At 64.7% G+C, this 17,518-nt stretch carries 17 protein-coding genes; 4 read left to right on the top strand and 13 right to left on the bottom strand.

Features of this window, described 5'->3' with window-relative positions; translation table 11 throughout:
- Positions 1-113: 113 nt before the first annotated feature.
- From AB1K63_RS04550 to AB1K63_RS04595, 10 genes are all read right to left on the bottom strand, one after another.
- Complete coding sequence (locus AB1K63_RS04550; RefSeq protein WP_366958764.1) at positions 114-2,153, bottom strand: acetyl/propionyl/methylcrotonyl-CoA carboxylase subunit alpha; 2,040 nt, start codon at positions 2,151-2,153, stop codon at positions 114-116.
- Positions 2,153-2,953 (bottom strand): DUF3445 domain-containing protein, encoded by an 801-nt coding sequence (locus AB1K63_RS04555; RefSeq protein ID WP_366960643.1) that lies wholly within the window; start codon positions 2,951-2,953, stop codon positions 2,153-2,155. Before AB1K63_RS04555 ends, AB1K63_RS04550 begins: the two co-directional genes overlap by 1 nt.
- Positions 2,950-3,378, bottom strand: a complete 429-nt coding sequence (locus AB1K63_RS04560; RefSeq protein WP_366958765.1) for a hypothetical protein — start codon at positions 3,376-3,378, stop codon at positions 2,950-2,952. Before AB1K63_RS04560 ends, AB1K63_RS04555 begins: the two co-directional genes overlap by 4 nt.
- Positions 3,375-4,385 carry a biotin synthase BioB gene (gene bioB / locus AB1K63_RS04565; protein WP_366958766.1) on the bottom strand — a complete coding sequence of 337 codons (1,011 nt, stop codon included), beginning with the start codon at positions 4,383-4,385 and terminating at the stop codon, positions 3,375-3,377. The genes AB1K63_RS04560 and bioB overlap by 4 nt, the downstream gene beginning before the upstream one ends.
- Positions 4,386-4,641: 256 nt before the next feature.
- Positions 4,642-6,798, bottom strand: coding sequence for a methylmalonyl-CoA mutase (gene scpA / locus AB1K63_RS04570; RefSeq protein ID WP_366958767.1), 2,157 nt, complete (start codon positions 6,796-6,798; stop codon positions 4,642-4,644).
- An 8-nt stretch (positions 6,799-6,806) separates the two neighbouring features.
- A complete protein-coding gene (locus AB1K63_RS04575) occupies positions 6,807-7,418 on the bottom strand; it encodes a glutathione S-transferase family protein (protein ID WP_366958768.1) in 612 nt (203 codons plus the stop codon).
- Between the two features lies 1 nt (position 7,419).
- On the bottom strand, positions 7,420-8,205 hold the full coding sequence (locus AB1K63_RS04580) for an enoyl-CoA hydratase-related protein (protein ID WP_366958769.1): 786 nt from the start codon (positions 8,203-8,205) through the stop codon (positions 7,420-7,422).
- A gap of 91 nt (positions 8,206-8,296) precedes the next feature.
- The gene (gene mce / locus AB1K63_RS04585) at positions 8,297-8,755 is read right to left on the bottom strand and encodes a methylmalonyl-CoA epimerase (RefSeq protein ID WP_366958770.1); all 459 of its coding nucleotides are present in this window, start codon (positions 8,753-8,755) and stop codon (positions 8,297-8,299) included.
- Positions 8,752-9,486: a hypothetical protein gene (locus AB1K63_RS04590; protein WP_366958771.1), complete on the bottom strand. Its 735-nt coding sequence runs from the start codon at positions 9,484-9,486 to the stop codon at positions 8,752-8,754. The genes mce and AB1K63_RS04590 overlap by 4 nt, the downstream gene beginning before the upstream one ends.
- A 7-nt stretch (positions 9,487-9,493) precedes the next feature.
- Complete coding sequence (locus AB1K63_RS04595) at positions 9,494-11,026, bottom strand: acyl-CoA carboxylase subunit beta (RefSeq protein WP_366958772.1); 1,533 nt, start codon at positions 11,024-11,026, stop codon at positions 9,494-9,496.
- Between the two features lie 224 nt (positions 11,027-11,250).
- Here AB1K63_RS04595 and AB1K63_RS04600 point away from each other — a divergent pair, with 224 nt between their 5' ends.
- Positions 11,251-11,433 (top strand): CsbD family protein, encoded by a 183-nt coding sequence (locus AB1K63_RS04600; RefSeq protein ID WP_366958774.1) that lies wholly within the window; start codon positions 11,251-11,253, stop codon positions 11,431-11,433.
- Positions 11,434-11,520: 87 nt separating this feature from the next.
- Here AB1K63_RS04600 and gorA read toward each other — a convergent pair whose 3' ends face one another.
- Both gorA and AB1K63_RS04610 read right to left on the bottom strand, forming a co-directional pair.
- Positions 11,521-12,873, bottom strand: coding sequence for a glutathione-disulfide reductase (gene gorA / locus AB1K63_RS04605; RefSeq protein WP_366958775.1), 1,353 nt, complete (start codon positions 12,871-12,873; stop codon positions 11,521-11,523).
- 74 nt (positions 12,874-12,947) lie between these two features.
- Positions 12,948-13,667 carry a hypothetical protein gene (locus AB1K63_RS04610; RefSeq protein ID WP_366958776.1) on the bottom strand — a complete coding sequence of 240 codons (720 nt, stop codon included), beginning with the start codon at positions 13,665-13,667 and terminating at the stop codon, positions 12,948-12,950.
- Positions 13,668-13,871: 204 nt separating this feature from the next.
- Here AB1K63_RS04610 and AB1K63_RS04615 point away from each other — a divergent pair, with 204 nt between their 5' ends.
- On the top strand, positions 13,872-14,978 hold the full coding sequence (locus AB1K63_RS04615; protein WP_366958777.1) for a mechanosensitive ion channel domain-containing protein: 1,107 nt from the start codon (positions 13,872-13,874) through the stop codon (positions 14,976-14,978).
- Positions 14,979-14,986: 8 nt separating this feature from the next.
- Here AB1K63_RS04615 and AB1K63_RS04620 read toward each other — a convergent pair whose 3' ends face one another.
- A complete protein-coding gene (locus AB1K63_RS04620; protein ID WP_366958778.1) occupies positions 14,987-16,372 on the bottom strand; it encodes a DEAD/DEAH box helicase in 1,386 nt (461 codons plus the stop codon).
- 327 nt (positions 16,373-16,699) lie between these two features.
- Between AB1K63_RS04620 and AB1K63_RS04625 the strand changes: the two genes are divergently transcribed.
- Positions 16,700-16,975, top strand: a complete 276-nt coding sequence (locus AB1K63_RS04625; RefSeq protein ID WP_366958779.1) for a hypothetical protein — start codon at positions 16,700-16,702, stop codon at positions 16,973-16,975.
- Between the two features lie 17 nt (positions 16,976-16,992).
- Complete coding sequence (locus tag AB1K63_RS04630; protein ID WP_366958780.1) at positions 16,993-17,481, top strand: response regulator; 489 nt, start codon at positions 16,993-16,995, stop codon at positions 17,479-17,481.
- Positions 17,482-17,518 lie beyond the last annotated feature (37 nt).

Consider the following 17,518-nt stretch of genomic DNA (forward strand, 5'->3'; position numbering starts at 1 on the left):
CCACCAAACGGTACGTTTCTCTACCGGATTGGGTGAAAGGCCTATTAAACAGGGCACAAGTTGCCATTTCGTCGCACCCGTGCGCTGCCGGCACGACGAATTCTAACAAAAGGCTATTCCAGTTCGAGAATCACTTCGTCAACCGCGAGGCTGTCGCCTTCGCCGGCGTTGATCGTGGCGATGGTGCCTTCCTTTTCGGCGCGCAGGATGTTCTCCATCTTCATCGCCTCGACCGTGGCGAGGGGCTGGCCCGGCTGGACCTCGTCCCCTTCCGCGACGTGCAGCTTCACCAGCAGGCCGGGCATCGGGCAGATCAGCATCTTGGAAAGATCGGGCGGGACTTTCTCGATCATGTGATCGGCCAGATGCGCGATCCGGGTCTGCAGGATGCGCAGCGAATGCGTCGCCCCACGGGCGGTGACGTCGTAACCGGTGCGGGTCGAGGACAGTTGCAGCGTCAGGGCCTCGCCCGGCTGCTCGTCCGTGCCGCCATGTTCGACGTCCACCATGGTCTCGCCGGGGGTGTAGGACATTTCGAGCATGACCGGTTCGCCGTCCACCGTGATCGCGTTTTCGTCCAGGCGCACGTCGTAGTCGGTGTCGCCGATCCGGATCGTCCAGTCGCCCGGCGCGTAGAAATCGTTGTCCAGCTTCTGGTCGATGCGCCGCGCGCGATCGGCATCGGCGGTCGCGATCACGCCGCCGACGGCCGCGAGGACGCGGTTCAGTTCCGGCGAGGCGGGCGCGCCCTGGAAGCCTTCGGGATATTCCTCGGCGATGAAACCGGTGGTGAGATTGCCCGAGCGGAAGCGCGGATGCTGCATGATGGCGCTCAGAAAATCGATATTGTGGCCGAGGCCTTCGATCCGGAATGCGTCGAGCGCCTGGATCTGCAGGTCCGCTGCCTCGTCGCGCGTTTCGCCCCACGTCACCAGCTTGGCGATCATGGGATCGTAGAACATGCTGACCTCGCCGCCTTCGAAGACGCCATCGTCCACGCGTACGCCATCGACCCCGCGGCGGCCATTGACGGCGCCTTCGTCTGTCCAGCCTTCCACGGGCGGCTGGTAATGCACCAGCCTGCCGATGCTGGGCAGGAAGCCGCGATAGGGATCTTCCGCATAGACGCGGTTCTCGATCGCCCACCCGTCGATGCCAATATCGTCCTGCGCGAAAGTGAGTTCTTCGCCCGCGGCGACGCGGATCATCTGCTCCACCAGGTCAATGCCGGTAATGGCCTCGGTGACGGGATGCTCCACCTGCAGCCGGGTGTTCATTTCGAGGAAGTAAAAACTCTCACCGGTCTCGTCCGCACCGCTCACGATGAGCTCGACCGTGCCGGCCGAATGATACTCGACCGCCCGGGCCAGCGCGACCGACTGTTCGCCCATCGCCTTCCGCATCGCGGGCGTGACGAACGGGCTCGGCGCTTCCTCGACCACCTTCTGGTGGCGTCGCTGGATGCTGCATTCGCGCTCGTTCAAATAGAGGATGTTGCCGTGCTTGTCGCCGAGGATCTGGATCTCGATGTGGCGCGGGTCCTCGATGAACTTCTCGATGAATACGCGCTCGTCTCCGAAGCTGTTCTTGCCTTCGCGCTGGGTGGCTTGGAAACCGTCCTTCACGTCCTGGTCGTTCCAGGCCAGCCGCATGCCCTTGCCGCCGCCGCCAGCGCTGGCCTTCATCATGACCGGATAACCGATCCTGTTGGCCCACTCGAGCGCTTCGGCAGTGTCGGCAATCGCCCCGCCGGACCCGGGCACGGTATTCACTCCGGCCTCCGCGGCGAGCTTCTTCGATTCGATCTTGTCGCCCATCGCGGCGATCGCGCCGGCCGGCGGGCCGATGAAGACGATGTTCTCCTTCTCCAGCGCTTCCACGAAGCTCGCCCGCTCGGACAGGAAGCCGTAGCCGGGATGGACCGCCTCGGCGCCGGTCTGCTTGCACGCGTCGATGATCTTGTCTGCCAGCAGGTAGCTTTCGGCGGCGGGGGCGGCGCCGATATGGACCGCCTCGTCGGCCATTTTCACGAACGGCGCGCGCGCGTCGGCATCGGAATAGACCGCGACCGTCGCGATACCCATGCGCTTTGCGGTCTTGATGACCCGGCAGGCGATTTCGCCGCGATTGGCGATCAGGATTTTCTTGAACATCAGGCGTCTGACTCCGTCTCTTGCCGAGCCGCATAGCCGATTAAGGCGTTTGCGTAAGCCCCCGCGCCCCTCCGGTCCCCCTCCCCCTTCAGAAGCGACTCCATCGCCGTGGCGAGACGGCGGACATTGGCCGTGGAAAGCTTGCCAAGCGGCGAGACATAAACACCGATGGTGAACAGGATCGCGCCCGTTTCGGGCAAGCGGCGCAGCGTCTGGCGTTCGGAGCGCACGAACAGCGTTTCGCCCGCGTTCTGCGCGGTGACATGGGCGAAGGCGCGCTCCGGCGGCTGCGCGACCCAGCGCATCGCATCCGTCGCGGCGATGAACCAGTTGCAGCGCCCGTAGATCGCACCGGGCCGCAGCTTCGCCATGAAGTGATCGACCCCGCTGGCCAGCTGTTCCTCGTAACCCTGAATCGGTGCGTGGAGCGCGCGGAGCGGCAGGCCCAGCTTCTCGGCGGGCGTCCAGTCGGACGGCCAGGCGACCGCCGCCCCGACCAGGCGATACTGGTCCTCGCCCGGTGCGAGCGTCAGCAGGCACATGTCCTCGTGATACGCCCGCGCCGCTCCGGGAAGGCCGCCGGGCGCGCCGAGCATGCCGGCAAGTTCGGCGCCGGGTGCCTCGCCTTCTGGCGAAAGCTGGATGCCGTCGGGATAGGCCGCGAAGGCCTCGGCCCGCGCGGCAATATCCGGGCCGGGCTGGAGCCACCCGCCCTCGTCCAGCTTTGCGAGGCCCATCTTGAGCACCCCGCCGCCACGCGCCTTCGGCAGCAATTCGTCGACCGAGAAGCCGAGCGTCACGGCACTATCACGGCGCCCAGGGCGAACCAGCACACCGGTATGATCGCACCCAGCATCGCAAGCGAACTCCCCACGACCAGCACCGAGACGAGCCGTTCCTGCATACGCGTTCCGCGATGTCCCTTACCGGCGATCGGCAAAGCCTCGCTCGCCCCCGTCGCCGCTGCTAACCCAATCCCGCACACGAGGATGTAGGAGGATCCCGCCAGGACCACCGCTAGCGGCCAATCCCATGCCGGCGGCACCGAGCAATAGCGCCAGAACAGGCCGATCGCGACAAGAGCCGGACCCGTCTGCACTGCCGTCAGGTGCGCCGAGAGACCCATGCGCGAATTGCGCAGGAGGGGGATCGCAAAGCCGAGAACAAGTCCGATTGCGAACAGCAACAGTCCGCTCGTCCCGAGGAAGAGCGGAGCCGGGTTCACTCGGCCGGCTCCGCGACCTTGCAGGCGCGGGCGGGTTCTTCCTGCTGCAAGGGCGTCAGGCCCAGCTTGGCGAACAGCGCGCCGTCGCTGTCGTCGCCCGCATTGGGCGCGGTCAGCAGCTTGTCGCCGGTGAAGATCGAATTCGCGCCGGCGAGGAAGCACAGCGCCTGCGTTGCTTCGGACATCGACTCGCGACCCGCACTCAGCCGCACCATGCTCATCGGCATGCAGATACGCGCCACCGCCACCGTCCGGACGAACTCGATATCGTCGATCTTGGCGAGCGGCGTGTCCGCCAGCATGTCGCCCAGCACCGTACCCTTGACCGGGACCAGCGCGTTGACCGGCACGCTTTCGGGATGGCGTTCGAGCGTGGCGAGCGTGTGGACGAAGCCGACGCGGTCCTCGCGCGTCTCGCCCATGCCCACGATGCCGCCGCTGCAGACGTTGATCCCGGCATCGCGCACGTTCTGAAGCGTATCGAGCCGGTCCTGGTAATTGCGGGTAGAGATCACGCGCTCGTAATATTCCGGCCCGGTGTCGACATTGTGGTTGTAGTAATCGAGGCCTGCTTCCTTCAGCATGTCCGCCTGCTTCGGCGTCAACATGCCCAGCGTCATGCAGGTCTCGAGACCCATTTCGCGCACGCCCTTCACGATCTCGACGATCGCGGGCATGTCGCGGTCCTTGGGATTGCGCCAGGCGGCGCCCATGCAGAAACGCTGGCTGCCCGCATCCTTCGCCTGCGCGGCGGATTGCAGCACGGCGCGCACGTCCATAAGCTTGGTCGCCTCGACCCCGCTATCCGCCTTCACCGACTGCGAGCAGTAGCCGCAATCCTCCGGACACCCGCCAGTCTTGATCGAGAGCAGCGTGCAAAGCTGGACCTGCTCGGGCGGATGGTTCTCGCGGTGGACCGTGGCGGCACGGAACAGCAACTCGGTAAAGGGAAGCTCGAACAGCTCCGCGATTTCCTCGCGGGTCCAGTCGGTGCGGATTTGGGTCAAGTCTTAATTCCTCGAATATTTGATCGCTTCGCACGTCGGATCAAGAACCACGACCAGACCACGAAGGGGAGAGTGATTGCCAGCCAGAACCAAAACGGTGGCGCACCACATTCGCCCTTGGTCTGCTCTAATTCCAGTGCGTTTCGACACCAACCAATCTGCGACATCGTAAGTACGTAAACGACAAAAATCGCGCCGAACCAGATAGCAGCGCTCACAAAAACCCTCGCAACGAGTTGGAGGATAGCGCCAAATCTCACTCCGCCGCCTCGTCTAGATCCTCACCCGCGGGCGGCATGTTGTGACCTAACAGGCGCAGCACGTCCGCGGCGCATTCGACCACATTGCTCCCCGGGCCGTAGATCCCCTGCACCCCTGCATCGCGCAGGAAGTCGTAGTCCTTCTGCGGGATCACGCCGCCGGCGATAACCTTGATGTCGCTGCGTCCCGCTTCCTTCAGCAGGCCGATCAGTTCGGGGATCAGCGTCTTGTGGCCTGCCGCAAGGCTGCTCGCGCCGATGGCGTCCACGTCGTTCTCCAGTGCCATGTCGCGCGTTTCGGCGGGCGTCTGGAACAGCGGGCCGCTCAGCACTTCGAAGCCCATGTCGGCAAAGGCGGACGCGATGACATTTGCGCCGCGGTCGTGGCCGTCCTGGCCCATCTTGGCGACCATCAGCTTCGGCGCGCGGCCCAAGCGGCGTTCGACCGCCTTCACGCCTTCCACCACCTGCGCGTAGCGATCGTCCTCGGCATAGGCGCTGGAATACACGCCGCGCACCGGCGTCGGCATCGTGTCGTAGCGGCCGAACACGTCCTCCATCGCGGCGGAAATTTCGCCCAGCGTCGCGTCGTGCCGGGCCGCTTCCACGGCGAGGCCGAGAAGGTTGCCTTCCTTCTGCGCGGCACCGCGCGCCAGCGCGTCGAGCGCGGACTGGCAGGCGATCTCGTCGCGCGCCGAACGCACCTTCTCGAGCCGCGCGATCTGGCTCTGGCGCACCGCGTGGTTGTCGATATCGAGCGTGTCGATCTCGTCTTCCTTGTCGCGGCGGTACTTGTTGACGCCGACGATCACGGTCTCGCCCCGGTCGACGCTGGCCTGCTTGGCGGCCGCGGCTTCCTCGATCTGCGCCTTGGGTTTCCCGCTGGCGACGTATTCGGTCATGCCACCGGCCGCCTCGACTTCGTCCAGCATCGCCTTCGCCTTTTCGACCAGCGCGTCGGTAAGGCTCTCGATGTAGAACGACCCGCCCAGCGGATCGGCGACATTTGTGATGCCGGTTTCCTCCTGGATCACCAGCTGCGTGTTGCGCGCGATGCGGGCGCTGAAATCCGTCGGCAGCGCGATCGCCTCGTCCAGCGCATTGGTGTGGAGCGACTGCGTGCCGCCCAGCACCGCGGCCATCGCCTCGATCGTGGTGCGGATGACGTTGTTGTAGGGATCCTGCTCCTGCAAGCTCACGCCGCTGGTCTGGCAATGCGTGCGCAGCATCTTGGACTTGGGGTTCTGCGCGCCGAGATCGGTCATGACATCGTGCCAGAGCGCGCGCGCCGCGCGCATCTTGGCGATTTCCATGAAGAAGTTCATGCCGATGCCCCAGAAGAAGGACAGGCGCGGCGCGAAATCGTCGATAGCGAGGCCCGCTTCCATCGCGCGCTTGGCGTATTCCTTGCCGTCCGCGATGGTGAAGGCGAGTTCCTGCACTGCCGTCGCCCCGGCTTCGTGCATGTGATAGCCGCTGATGGAGATCGAGTTGAACCGCGGCATGTGCTGCGACGTGTAGGCGATGATGTCCGACACGATCCGCATGCTGGGCGCGGGCGGATAGATGTAGGTGTTGCGGACCATGAACTCCTTCAGGATGTCGTTCTGGATGGTCCCCGACAGGTCCTTCTGCGCAACGCCCGCGCGTTCCGCCGCCACGATGTAGAACGCCATGACCGGGATCACCGCCCCGTTCATGGTCATGCTGACGCTCATCTCGTTCAGCGGGATCTGGTCGAACAGGATTTCCATGTCGCGCACGGTGTCGATCGCGACGCCGGCCTTGCCCACGTCGCCCACCACGCGCGGATGGTCGCTGTCGTAACCGCGGTGCGTAGCAAGATCGAAGGCGACGCTGAGGCCCTTCTGGCCGGCCGCCAGATTGCGGCGATAGAAGGCGTTCGATTCCTCGGCAGTGGAAAAGCCCGCATATTGCCGGATGGTCCACGGGCGGCCGGTATACATGCTGGCATAGGGGCCGCGCGTGAACGGCTCCATGCCCGGCACGCCGGGGTCGAGGTCCCGCGTATCCTCGCTGGTATAGAGCGGCTTCACCTCGATCCCTTCCGGCGTGTGCCAGGTAAGATCGCGGCCCTTCGTTTCCTTGTCGGCCCGGGCCTTCCAGTCTTCGTATGTCGGTGTGTCGGTCATGTGTCTCCTCAGGCGCGCGCGCTCGGCCGGGCCGATACGCGTTCATGCCATTGGTAAAGGTTCGTGCAGCCATCGTCCGCCGGGCAGCCGACGAATTTGGCGAAATCCATGCTGGTCAGGAGGGCGATATCGGCCACGGAATAGGCATCGGTGGCGAGAAATTCGCGGTCGGCGAGCGCGGCGTCGAACCGCTCGAACGCCCTTGCCACGCGCGGGCGGTTGGCTTCGCCCCACTCGCCGTTCCGGCCCGGCAGTGCGGCCGTGAAATCGTGCGTGTGGACCCAGACCTGCGCGATGGCATTCATCAGTTCCAGTTCCACCTGCCGGCTCGCCATCTCGATCCGCGCCATCTCCAGCGGGGTGGAGCCGAACAGCGCGGGTTCGGGATGCAGCCCCTCCAGATAGCGCATGATCGCCACGCTTTCCGTGATGACATCGCCATCGTCGGTTTCCAGCGCGGGTGTCTGGCCGCGCGGGTTTACCGCGAGATACTCGGCCGATTTCTGCTCGCGCTTCGGAATCGCAATGTCGCGCGTCGGAAGCTCGATCCCCTTTTCGGCGGCGAAAATGCGGACGCGGCGCGGATTGGGCGCGGGATAGGCGCTGTCGTAATACAGCATCTCAGCGGCCCTTGAATTGCGGCTGGCGCTTCTGGAGGAAGGCCATGCCGCCTTCCATCGCGTCCTCGCTGGCAGCGGCCACGCGCTGCCCCTCCGCCTCGGCCAGCATCACTTCGGGCAATGCTCCGTCGAGCGCGGTGGCGATGTTCGCCTTGATCGTTTCGTAAGCCAGCGTGGGCCCTGCGGCGAGGCGCTGCGCCAGCGCGCCTGCCTCGGCCAGCAGCGCATCGTCGTCCACGGCGCGGTAGATGAGTCCCCATTCCTCCGCCTGTTCGGCGCCGATCTTCTCGCCCAGCATCATCATGCGCGTGGCGCGTGCGCGCCCGATGCTGCGCGCCAGCAACCAGGTGGAGCCGCCATCGGGCACCAGCCCGATATTGACGAAGGCCTGCAGGAAATAGGCGCTCCGGCCCGCCAGCACGAAATCGCCCGCCAGCGCCATCGAACAGCCGACGCCCGCCGCCGGGCCGTTGACCGCGCACACCACCGGCACGGGGCAACGGGTGATCTGGCTGACCAGCGGGTTGTAATGGTTCTGCAGCGCCTGGTGGCTGCCGCCTTTCGACTGGAGCGGTCCGCCCTCGGCCCGCGCGGAAAGGTCCGCCCCGGAACAGAAGCCCTTGCCCGCACCGGTCAGCAGGACCGCGCGCGCATCGCCTAGGTCGTAGAACGCAGCCGACAGTTCCTGCGCCAGCTGGATCGATGCGGCGTTGAGGCGATCCGGGCGGTTCAGCGTGATCTTCGCGACATCGCCTTCGCGTTCGACAAGGATCGTTTCATGGCTCACGCGTGCACTCTCCCGGTGATGGTTCGGATTTCCGCCGTCTGTGGCCCTTAAGCCGGGTCAGGGCAAGGGTGGCGGAGCGGCTTCCGCCCGATCAGTGTGCGCCGTCCCCGTGGCCCTTCGGGGGCGTTTCCATGATCTCGGTCAGCTGGCCCATCATGTCCTTGGGGTGGAGGAAGAAGATCGGCGTGCCATGCGCGCCGATGCGCGTCGGACCGAGGATGCGCTTGCCCTTCCCCTCGAACCACGCGCGCGCAGCCTCGATGTCCTCGACCTCGTAGCAGACATGGTGCTGGCCGCCGGCCGGGTTCTTGGCGAGAAAGCCGTTTATGGGGGAGCTTTCGTCGAACGGCTCGATCAGCTCGATCTGCGTGCCCTTGCCCACTTCCCCCGCGCTATCGGGCGTATCGACGAAGCAGACCTTCACGCCCTGCTCGGGCAGGTCGAAAGGCTCGGTGATCCGTACCGCGCCCATGGTGTCGCGGTAATATGCGATGGATTCCGCGATCGAGGACGTCGCGACGCCGATGTGGTTGAGACGGCCGAGTTTCATTCGAAACCGCAATGCGAAAGCACCGCCTCGTCGTCTGTGGTAAATTCGGAGCCATTCCAGCGATATTGCAAAACACCGGTCTCCGATCCCGAATAAGCCACCTCGAAGCCTTTACCTTTGAATATAGATCTAATCTTGCCTTCGATAGCGAAATCCTCACCGTCGAAGGATGTACCGCCATAATAGTCAGGTATGGTCGCAATAGTGCGTGGACCATTCGCAGTAAGCTCAGTCAGGACGGTACATCCCTCGGTTATCCCCTGGCCAGTGAAGCCGCCGGAAGCGTAGATCGTAGGGTTTTCGGTAAATTTATCGGAGAGTGCCCATTCAGCTAATGCTCCCAAACTTCCCAATCGAACTGCCTCCGGATACCGCTCTTTCACAAACAACCCTTCGCGAGGATCGCTGAAATAGAATACATCGAGACGGCCAGCTGTCGAATGCGAACCAGTCGGTTCTACCAAGGTTCCTTCGCTAACCAGAGCAAGTCCTTCAGCGATCGAAACCATCTCGTGATTCCGAAAAATCCATTCTGCTCCATCTGCATCGCGAAGTGGTTCTTGAGATGGAAAAGCAATCTGCGCCAGCTCGGATTCATCCAGTTGAGAAACTGGAATTACCGGCTCAGCGCCTTCAGATCTCGCCGCTTCAAACTCGCGCTCGGCAATTGCTGCATCGCCACTCTCAGAACAACTGGTTAGCATCAAACCAGCTACGACGAGGTACTTCATTTCGGCCTCACAACGGAATATTATCGTGCTTCTTCCACGGGTTCTCGAGCTGCTTACCGCGCAGCTTGCGCAGTCCCAGCGCGATCCGCCGACGGGTCGAGTGCGGATAGATCACCTCGTCGATATAGCCGCGTGAAGCGGCGACGAAGGGGTTGGCGAAGCGGTCTTCGTATTCCTTCGTCTTCTCGGCGATCTTTTCGGGATCGTCGCGGTCCTGGCGGAAGATGATCTCCACCGCGCCCTTCGCGCCCATCACGGCGATCTCGGCGGTGGGCCAGGCGTAGTTCAAGTCGCCGCGCAGGTGCTTGGACGCCATCACGTCGTACGCGCCGCCATAGGCCTTGCGGGTGATCACGGTGATCTTGGGCACGGTCGCCTCGGCATAGGCGAACAGCAGCTTCGCGCCGTGCTTGATGATGCCGTTATGCTCCTGCGCCGTGCCGGGCAGGAAGCCGGGCACGTCCACGAAGGTCAGGATCGGGATGTCGAACGCGTCGCAGAAGCGCACGAAGCGCGCGGCCTTCTTGGAACTGGCGATGTCGAGCACGCCGGCGAGCACCATCGGCTGGTTCGCGACCACGCCGACCGTGCGCCCTTCCACCCGGCCGAAACCGCAGATGATGTTGGCTGCATGCGCCGGCTGGATCTCGAAGAAATCGCCCTCGTCCAGCGTCTTCCGGATCACCTCATGCATGTCGTACGGCATGTTCGCATTGTCGGGGATGAGCGTGTCGAGCGACGGCTCCTCGCGGTCCCAGGCATCGGCGGTCGGGCGTTCGGGCACGTCCTCCCGGTTCGACAGCGGCAGGTAATCGACGAAATTGCGGGTCTGCAGCAAAGTCTCGATATCGTTCTCGAACGCGATGTCGGCGACGCTGGTCTTGGTCGTGTGCGTGACCGCCCCGCCCAGTTCCTCCTGCGTCACTTCCTCGTTGGTGACCGTTTTCACCACGTCGGGCCCGGTTACGAACATGTAGGAACTGTCCTTCACCATGAAGATGAAGTCGGTCATCGCCGGGGAATAGACCGCCCCGCCCGCGCACGGGCCCATGATGAGGCTGATCTGCGGCACGACGCCCGATGCGAGCACGTTGCGCTGGAACACCTCGGCATAGCCGCCGAGCGATGCCACGCCTTCCTGGATGCGGGCGCCACCGCTGTCGTTGAGGCCGATGACCGGCGCGCCGACCTTCATCGCCATGTCCATCACCTTGCAGATCTTCTCCGCGTGGCGCTTGGACAGGGAACCGCCGAAGACGGTGAAGTCCTGGCTAAAGACGAACACCAGACGCCCGTTGATCGTGCCGCTGCCGGTGACGACGCCGTCGCCCGGGATGCGCTGTTCCTCCATGCCGAAATCGATGCAGTCATGCTCGACATAGGTATCGAGTTCCTCGAAGCTGTCCTCGTCCAGCAGGATCTCGAGCCGTTCGCGCGCGGTCAGCTTGCCCTTGGCGTGCTGCGCGTCGATCCGCTTCTGCCCGCCACCCATGCGGGCGGCTTCGCGGCGGCGTTCCATTTCGGCGATATTGGCGGACATCCGCAGGCTCCCGTGAAATCAGCGTTTTCGGATCGCCTTGCGCCATGCCGAGCGGCCATCGCTCGGTCAAGGCGGGCCCGTCCGGCTTTGCGTCCCCGCTGGTCAACAATCGCCCGATTAGAGCGGGTTAGAGCCCTTTTTGCAGGGAACCCGGTTTGCGTTCCGGAGTTAACTTATCACAGGCGGCGATCGTGCCGCAGACTGTTTTTTCTAGGAGAATTACGATGGGTGAATTCACGGACAAGGCGAAGGCTGCGGCCAACGACATTGCCGGCAAGACCAAGGAAGCCATCGGCGAAGCGACCGACAACCGCAAGCTGGAAGCCGAAGGCGAAGCGCAGCAGGCGAAGGCCAAGGCCCAGAAGGCCAAGGGCACTGTCAAGGGCGCGCTCGGCGACAATATCTAACGTCGATCCGACCCGAAAACGAGAAGGCCGCGGCGATTGCCGGGGCCTTTTTCTTATGCTGCGCTGACGAAGCGGGAGAACTCCCGCTTATTTCAGCAGGACGAGTTCTTCCGCCACGGTCGGGTGGATCGCGGTGGTCGCGTCGAAATCGGCCTTGGTCATGCCGGCCTTCACCGCCACGGCGGCCGCCTGCATGATCTCCGGCGCTTCCGGGCCGATCATGTGGATGCCGACGATCTTGTCGTTCGCGCCGTCGCAGATCATCTTGATGAGGCTGCGTTCCTCGCGCCCGGCAACCACGTTCTTCATCGCCCGGAAGTCCGACTGGTAGACCTTGACCTGGCCGAGCGCGTTCTTCGCCTCGCCCTCCGTCATGCCGACGGCGGCGATGGGCGGGTGGCTGAAGACGGCGCTGGGGATGCAGGAATGGTCGACCGCGGTCGGCTTGTCCCCGAACACGGTGTCGGCAAAGGCCTGGCCTTCGCGGATCGCCACGGGGGTCAGCTGCACGCGCGCCGTCACGTCGCCCACGGCGTAGATGTGGTCGACATTGGTCTTGCTGAACCGGTCGACCTTGATCTCGCCCTTCTCGCCCAGCTCGATGCCCGCTGTCTCGAGACCGAGGCCCTCGGTGTTGGGCACGCGGCCCGTGGCATACATCACGGCCTCGACCTCGATCGGGTCGTGATTGCTCATGCAGACGCGCAGGCAGCCGTTGTCGAGCTGCTTGATGTTCTCGAACTCAGCATTGAAGCGGAAATCGATGCCCTTCTTGACCGAGATCTGCAGCAGGCGGTCGGTCAGGCTCTGGTCGTAGCTGCGCAGCAGCGTGTCGGTCCGGTTGATGATCGTGACCTTGGTGCCGAATTCGTTGAAGATGCCGGCAAACTCGTTGGCGATGTAGCCGCCACCCGCGATCAGGATGCGTTTGGGCAGTTCGTCCAGGTGGAACGCCTCGTTGCTGGTGATGCCCAGCTCGCCGCCGGAACAGCCCGGGATGTGCGGGCGCGCGCCGGTGGCGATCAGGATGTATTTCGCCGTGACGGTCTTGCCGCTCGCCAGCTTGATCTCGTGCGGGCCCACGATCTCCGCCCGTTCGTCGAAGATGGTGACGTCGTGGCTTTCCAGCGTCTTGCGATACACGCCGTTGATGCGGTCCACGTCCGCCATCACGTTGTCGCGCAGCTTGACCCAGTCGAAGCTCTTGCCCTCGATATTCCAGCCGAAGCTCTGGCAGTCCTCCAGGTCCTCCGCGAAATGCGCGCCGTAGACGAGCATCTTCTTGGGCACGCAGCCGCGAATGACGCAGGTGCCGCCGATGCGGTGTTCCTCCGCCACGGCGACCTTCGCGCCATGCGCCGCCGCCACGCGGCAAGCGCGCACGCCGCCCGATCCCGCGCCGATCGTGAACAGGTCGTATTCGTATTTATCGGCGGACATTCAAGGCTCTCCTGCTGGCACGAGCGCGCGATATGGCGGGCCGCGCCTGCAGGTTCAACCGCAGTCTGCCGAACTCAGGCCCCGTCCGCGTCAAAGGAAATTTCCGCCGGATCACTGAAGACACTGAGAGCGAGGGCAGCCACGATTAGCGTTCTGGCCAGTCCGGGATCGGTGCCTTGCGCCATATGGAGCACGGGCCGCCCGTTCAGTTCCAGCGCCCCCACCGCCCGGCCGCGCCGTTCGAAGACGTAGCCGATGGGCGTGATCGTGCCGATGCGCGTCCGGGTAAGGTCGTGCGCGGACCGGATCCGGACGACCTCCCCGCCGAGCGCGATTTCGCCGATCCGTTCGTAGCGATAGGCGGCCGTGCCCCTTCCGGTCACTTCCTGCAGTTCGAACCGCGCCGGGATCGGCCGGCCGTCGGCGGTGAATTCGCAGCGATAGGCCATCGGCGCGGTGGTCATCTCGACACCGTCGCCCAGCGAAAGGGCCTGCTCGTCCATCCCGCAGCGGCCCTCGATTGCGGACGTGATTTCCGGGCCTCTTACGGCGAAACGAGCCAGCGCGTACCGCTCTATCACCGTGTCGAACACGTCCGTACGGCCCCCGGTCTGCCGGAAGGTCCCGGAATAGGGGCCGGCTTCGAAGCGCCCCGTGTTCCAGCCGCTGAAGCCGCGAAATTCGATGGACTGCGGGTTTGCGCCAAGGCTTTCGGGCACCTGCATCCGGGCCGGCTGGATCGCCGAACATCCCGCCAGAAGGAGAATGCCAAGCCAAAGTGTGTGTCGAAGCATGAACGGCTCCCCCTGTCGCCCGCCGGCGCTTTGCCGGCGGCATGAGCCGGATGCGCCGCGCCAGGTGAACGGCGGCTGTCCGCAACGGCGCGGCTTCGCGGTACCGGGAACCTTCGCGCACGCGGGCCCATTCAGGACCATAAGTGGCGGCAAGCCGCAGGAGCGCTGCGCCGTCATCACCGAACCTGAGACAAGAAAGGCCGGATGACGCAACCGATAGAGAATATCGTCGACCAGGGGGCGGGCCTGCTGCCTTATCCCTGGAGCCTGCTTGCCGTCGCGGTGCTTGCGACCCTGCTCGCGCTTGCCGTCCACCAGCTCGTCTTCCGGGTCCTGTCGCGGATCGCGCGGCGGACCGACAGTCCGTCCGACACGCTGCTGATCCGCAAGCTCGCTTCGCCCACCCGAGTCGCGGTGATCGCGCTGGCGCTGGTCCTGACCGCGCGCGAAATACCCGCCTTCGAGACGGTCTGGCAGAAGGTCGCCGGCTTCGTGATGCCCGCACTGGTCGGCTGGATCGCGATCGCGATCCTCCATGCACTGGTCGAAACGATGAAGCTGCGTGCCGACATCACCGTGGCGGACAACCTCTCCGCGCGGCGGCGGCGCACGCGGCTGACGATGCTGAACCGCATAGCGACCTTCATCATCATCTTCGTGACGGTGGGCCTCGCCCTGCTGTCCATTCCCGGCATCCGCGACATCGGCCTGACGCTGGTCGCCTCCGCGGGCCTTGCTGGCCTCGCCGTCGGTGCGGCGGCGCAGCCTGCGCTCAAATCGCTTATCGCCGGGGTCCAGATGGCCCTGACCGAGCCGATCAATATCGACGATGTCGTGATCATCGAAGGGGAATGGGGCCGGATCGAGGATATCCGCACGACCTATGTGGTGGTCCGCATCTGGGACGATCGCAGATTGATCGTGCCGACCACGCAGTTCCTGGAAAGCGCATTCCAGAACTGGACCAAGAAGACCGCCGAACTGCTCGGCTCGGTCGAACTCTATCTCGATCCCGCCACGCGCATCGGACCGATCCGCGCCGAATTCGAACGCCGTATCGCGCAGAACGAACGCTGGGACGGCCGGGTCCAGGTCGCGCAGGTCACAGAAACCAGCCGCGATGCCATCGTCCTTCGCCTGCTGATGAGCGCGAAGGATTCACCCACGCTGTTCGACCTGCGCTGCGATATCCGCGAAGCGATGCTGGAATGGCTGGCGGACAACCAGCCCGCCGCCTTTGCCAGACTGCGCGTCGTCTCGCCGGAGCCCGAGGAATCGGACGTGCGGGCCAGGATCGACGCGCAGGTCTAAATTCCGGATCAGCCGCGCGCCGCGCCGCCGCTCCGGTTGCGATTGCCGCCCTGTCCGCCACGGCCACGGCCGCCGCCCGGCTTGCCTTGTCCGGCTCCGGCGGGCCTGCCCTTGCGGGCGGGATGCTTGGCCTTGGGCTTGGACTGGCGCGGACCGCTCTCGCCGCGCGGGATCACCTTGGGCTTCTTCTGCCGCTGATTGGGCGCCTCGCGCTTGGTCGGGCCGACGCCCTCCACCACCGCGCGGAAATTGTCAGGCAGGGGAAGCCGGTCGAATTCGGCGTCGGTCTGCCTGTTGATGTCCTTCAGGTAAGCGCGCTCGTCCTCGGCACAAAAGGCGATGGCGATGCCGTCCGCTCCGGCGCGGGCGGTCCGTCCGATGCGGTGGACATACTGTTCCGGCACGTTGGGCAGTTCGTAATTGATGACGTGGCTGACGCCGGGAATGTCGATCCCGCGCGCGGCAACGTCCGTCGCGACCAGGATCGGCGTCTTGCCGCGGCGGAACTCGTCCAGCGCGCGCTGGCGCTGCGGCTGGCTCTTGTTGCCGTGGATGGCGTTCGCCGGAAGGTTCCTTTGCGCCAGCTTCTTCACCACGCGGTCCGCACCGTGCTTGGTGCGGGTGAAGACCAGCACGCGCTCGATCTTGCCCGGGATGGGATGGCGGCCCGACAGGATGAGTTCGAGCAACGACTGCTTCTCGTCCTGCTGCACCATGAAGAGATACTGGTCGATCCGCTCCGCCGTCGTCGCCGCCGGGGTGACGCTGACCGTGACGGGATCGTGGCAGTACTGCCCGACAAGATCCTTGATCTGCTTGGGCATGGTGGCGGAAAAGAACAGCGTCTGGCGGTCTTCGGGGACCAGCTGGCTGATCCGGCGCAGCGCGTGGATGAAGCCGAGGTCCAGCATCTGGTCCGCCTCGTCCAGCACCAGGATTTCCACCTTGGAGAGGTTGAAGGCCTTCTGGTCGATCAGGTCGAGCAGGCGGCCCGGCGTCGCGACGAGGATGTCGGTGCCGCGATGCAGCTTGTTGCGGTCCTTGTTGACGCTGGTCCCGCCGACGATCGAATGCACGCGCATGCCGGCCATCGCGCCGTAATCCTTGGCGCTCTGGGCGATCTGCCCGGCCAGTTCGCGCGTCGGTGCCAGCACCAGCATGCGGCAGGACTTGAACGGGGTCTGGTTGTCGGCCTCGCGCAGCCGGTCGATGCTGGGCAGCATGAAGGCCGCCGTCTTGCCGGTACCGGTCTGGGCGATACCCAGGAGGTCGCGCCCTTCCAGCACGGGCGGGATCGCCTGCGCCTGGATCGGCGTGGGATTGGAGTAGCCCTTGAGGTCGAGGGCCTGGAGGACGGGCTGGGACAGGCCCAGCTGGTCGAATGTCGTGGTCATTTGAAAATCGTACTCGCAATGATGCGCGGCGCGCAGCGGGAGCCTGTGGCTCGCGCACAACGCGACGCGGGGGATGAAACCGCCCGCGTGAAAAGGGTAGGTTAGAAACTGGACCGAGAGGCTGCCGGGACCGGGCGTATTCCGCACCGTCGCTTCACGCAGGCTGGCGTCTCGATGCCGGGCAAATGGCTGCCGCACTGCACAATGTCAAGCTGGCCGCGCAAATCATTCGTCGCATTGGGAAAATCGAAACCATCGCGATTTACCCGTCGGACAAGAATCGAAGGCTACCCTGCCATACAACGCCAGACCGGGACTTTGCGCGCCGTGATCGAAATCGAAATCCAGAACGAGGACCATCAGACAGAAACCCGCGTGCGATTTTCCGCCGTCCCGCGCATCGGCGAAGGCGTACGGCTGAAGGAACCCGACGGCTTCTGGGCGAGCTACGACGTCATGGACGTATGGTACCAGAAGGCGGAATACGGGGATGTCTGGGTCCCCTATCTTCACGTGCGCAAGACACCTTCGGAAAGCGCAGGCGTCCACCAGCCGGACAATCTCGTCCCGTTCGAAAGGGAGGCAGGACAATTCAGAACCTGATCAAGCGCTCCGGCCAGATGCCGGAGCCCGCCAACGAGCAGGCCGATGCGCCCGCACCGCGCGTCCAGCCCGAGGCCGCCCCGCCTTCCGAAGCTGCGGAGCCGAAACCGCTCGGCCGCAATCCGGTGGCACCGGGCGCGCGCCGCGCGCTGATCGTCGATGACAGCCGGATGGTCCGCCGGATCTCGCGCGGGCTCCTTGAAGGCTGCGGCTACACGGTCACCGAAGCCGAGAACGGCACCGAGGCGATTGCCCGCGTGCGCGCCGACGGCATGCCGCAACTGGTGATGCTGGATTGGAACATGCCCGAAATGAATGGGCTGGAAACGCTGAAGGCCCTGCGCGAAAACGCGGGCGACGCGATGCCGCGGGTCCTGTTCTGCACCACCAATTCCGACTCGCTCGACATCCACAAGGGGATCGAGGCAGGCGCGCAGGAATGGATGGTGAAGCCGTTCGACAAAGCCGCGCTGGAAGCGAAGCTCGAACGGATCGGCGCCATCTGAGCTTGCCGCCCGAAGATGGCGGGGACGCGCGGCGCCC

It is taken from the genome of Qipengyuania sp. JC766 (assembly GCF_040717445.1).
GTDB lineage: Bacteria > Pseudomonadota > Alphaproteobacteria > Sphingomonadales > Sphingomonadaceae > JC766.

Coding starts and splice junctions, on each gene's coding strand:
- AB1K63_RS04550 (WP_366958764.1), bottom strand. CDS start 2,153: ATGTTCAAGAAAATCCTGATCGCCAATCGCGGCGAAATCGCCTGCCGG.
- scpA (WP_366958767.1), bottom strand. CDS start 6,798: ATGACCGACACACCGACATACGAAGACTGGAAGGCCCGGGCCGACAAG.
- AB1K63_RS04575 (WP_366958768.1), bottom strand. CDS start 7,418: ATGCTGTATTACGACAGCGCCTATCCCGCGCCCAATCCGCGCCGCGTC.
- mce (WP_366958770.1), bottom strand. CDS start 8,755: ATGAAACTCGGCCGTCTCAACCACATCGGCGTCGCGACGTCCTCGATC.
- AB1K63_RS04590 (WP_366958771.1), bottom strand. CDS start 9,486: ATGAAGTACCTCGTCGTAGCTGGTTTGATGCTAACCAGTTGTTCTGAG.
- AB1K63_RS04595 (WP_366958772.1), bottom strand. CDS start 11,026: ATGTCCGCCAATATCGCCGAAATGGAACGCCGCCGCGAAGCCGCCCGC.
- AB1K63_RS04600 (WP_366958774.1), top strand. CDS start 11,251: ATGGGTGAATTCACGGACAAGGCGAAGGCTGCGGCCAACGACATTGCC.
- gorA (WP_366958775.1), bottom strand. CDS start 12,873: ATGTCCGCCGATAAATACGAATACGACCTGTTCACGATCGGCGCGGGA.
- AB1K63_RS04610 (WP_366958776.1), bottom strand. CDS start 13,667: ATGCTTCGACACACACTTTGGCTTGGCATTCTCCTTCTGGCGGGATGT.
- AB1K63_RS04615 (WP_366958777.1), top strand. CDS start 13,872: ATGACGCAACCGATAGAGAATATCGTCGACCAGGGGGCGGGCCTGCTG.
- AB1K63_RS04620 (WP_366958778.1), bottom strand. CDS start 16,372: ATGACCACGACATTCGACCAGCTGGGCCTGTCCCAGCCCGTCCTCCAG.
- AB1K63_RS04630 (WP_366958780.1), top strand. CDS start 16,993: ATGCCGGAGCCCGCCAACGAGCAGGCCGATGCGCCCGCACCGCGCGTC.